This window comes from Streptomyces sp. NPDC058964 (assembly GCF_042741275.1).
Classification (GTDB): Bacteria; Actinomycetota; Actinomycetes; order Streptomycetales; family Streptomycetaceae; genus Streptomyces.
In genome coordinates this window covers 1-2,246 of the sequence record NZ_JBHYKH010000850.1, presented here as the reverse complement: position 1 = coordinate 2,246, position 2,246 = coordinate 1, and the positions used below count along the sequence as shown (strand labels likewise).

The window sequence follows — 2,246 nt, the reverse complement described above, 5'->3', positions numbered from 1 at the left end:
GACCTGCGAGTATTGGTCTCGGCTAATCATGGACAGCCTCTCCCGCCGGCGGCCACCGGCCCCGGGCGCGGGGCCGACCGCCGCTCCCGACACCGTCAAGATCCTGATCGCCGGGGGCTTCGGTGTAGGCAAGACCACCATGGTCGGGTCCGTCAGCGAGATCGCCCCGCTGCGCACCGAGGAACCGCTGACCACCGCGGGCCTCGGCGTCGACGACCTCGAAGGGATCGAGGACAAACGGTCCACCACGGTCGCCCTGGACTTCGGCCGGATCAGCATCGGCCGGGATCTGGTGCTGTACCTCTTCGGTACCCCCGGGCAGCAGCGGTTCTGGTTCATGTGGAACGACCTGGCGATCGGGGCGCTGGGCGCGGTGGTGCTGGTGGACGTCCGCAGGCCGCGGACCAGCTTCGCCGCCATCGACTTCTTCGAGCGGCGGCGCATCCCCTTCGTCGTCGGGGTCAACGGTTTCCACGGGAAGCACCCGTACACGCCCGAGGAGATCCGGGAGGCCCTGGCGCTGCCCGCCGGCACTCCCGTGCTGCTGTGCGACGCCCGGGAGCGTGAGTCGTCCCGTGACGTGCTGATCGCCCTGGTCGACCGGTTGATCGCCGCGGCCACCCGCGCGGGCGGACGGACCTGAGGCAGGACGCGGGTTCCCCCGGCCGGTGATCCCGTGTCCGTCTCTCACCTGGTCGGCACGGACCGCCGCCTGATACGGAGGTCCCATGACGTGCGCGGCCCGGTCGCTCGCCAGGAGGACCACCAGGTCGGCGATCTCCGAAGCCCGGGAGGAGCGGCCGCTGACGACGGCGGCCGCCCGTGCCATCAGGTCCTCGGGCGCAGTCCGGCGGCGGAGGAGACCGTGTCGGCCACACCGCCCCGCCCGGCCAGGGCCATGGCGATCGACTGCGGCACGGCAAAGGCGGCCCCGGCCGCCCCGGTGACACCGCTGTCCGGTCCCGCAGTTCCTCCGCCATGGCCCGCTCCCCGTTCCGGCCGGGTCTCCTGTCCCTCCGGCCTGTGGCCGAGGGGCCGGCTCGCCCGCGAGCGTCCGCGCCACTGGACCCGTTCAGCGCCTCGCGGCATGCGCGACGGCGGCCGACGCGGCGATCCGGTCGAGCAGCAGCAGTGCGCTGACGCAGAGCACGATCCACGCGGACAGCACCACCGCTCCGCCGACCAGGCCGTCGTGGTGGAAGTAGGCGAGCCCGTCCAGTGCCCGGACGCCGACGCCCGCGGGCATCACCGAGGCGAGGGGCTTGAGCCAGCCGGGCAGGAAGTCGGGCGGCAGGACGCCGCCGCTGGTGGCGTTCCCCATCACCAGCAGGAAGATCGACCCCAGCGGGACCCCGACCGGGCCGAAGACCCGGATCAGCAGTACCGAGGCGGCGGCCACGGCCCCCGCCATCAGCGTGACGAGTCCGGCGACGCCGAGGAAGGACCCGGGTATGGCGCCGAAGGCGGTGCACGCGATGAGCGCGGTGGCCAGCCCGCCGAGCAGCGCGAACAGCGCCAGGCTGCCCACGCGCTGGCCGAAGGAGAGGCGCGGTGCCACCTGGTACGACGTCTGGCCGAACAGGAAGCCGGCCAGTACCAGACCGAACGAGGCGTAGAAGACCGAGAGCCCCCTGCTGTCCCCCTTCGAGAGCGGCAGGATGTCGACCACGGGGATCTTCTTGCCGTCCGTGTGGCAGCCGGTGGCGCACGCATTGCCGAGGGGCGCCACCAGCGCGGACACGGCAGGGCCGTTCGCGCCCGCGTAGACGATCTCGGGCTTGCCGTCGTCGGCCAGCAGCGCGGCGTAGGCGTCTCGGTGTTCGACGGCCCGACGGGCCGAGGCGTCGTCGGGGTACCGGTCGACCTGGAAGCCGTCCGGCGCGATGCGCTGGAGTCGTGCGGGGGACCGGGCGGCCGTCCGGGGCGCAGCGGGGACGGCGGCGGGCCGCCGGGGCGCGCGGGGGGGGGGGCGCCGCTGTCGGCGTCGGCCTAGGCGGGATGGCCGCCGGTCCCACGACAGGTCGTCGGCGCGGAGCCGCAACGCGCCCGGCGGGAGCGACGCGGCACCCACCTCGCCCATGCGCCCGCCCCGGCGGCAGCGCGCCGCGCCACCTCGCGCAGGCCGCCGGACCCTGGGGAGCCCGGCGCCCCCCGCCACCACCAGTGCCACCCCGCCCTGGGCAGCCGCACAGACTCTCCACCCCAGGACTGGGACGCCGCAGCGACCCGGCCGGTGACCCCTGTAC

2 protein-coding genes are annotated in these 2,246 nt (G+C 74.5%); one reads left to right on the top strand and one right to left on the bottom strand.

Annotated features, from left to right (window positions below; all coding sequences use genetic code 11):
• Positions 1-28: 28 nt before the first annotated feature.
• Positions 29-643, top strand: coding sequence for an ATP/GTP-binding protein (locus ACFW2E_RS45570; protein WP_384477712.1), 615 nt, complete (start codon positions 29-31; stop codon positions 641-643).
• A gap of 429 nt (positions 644-1,072) precedes the next feature.
• On the opposite strand, the gene ACFW2E_RS45565 is transcribed toward ACFW2E_RS45570, so the two are convergent.
• The gene (locus tag ACFW2E_RS45565; RefSeq protein WP_384477709.1) at positions 1,073-2,080 is read right to left on the bottom strand and encodes an ABC transporter permease; all 1,008 of its coding nucleotides are present in this window, start codon (positions 2,078-2,080) and stop codon (positions 1,073-1,075) included.
• Positions 2,081-2,246 lie beyond the last annotated feature (166 nt).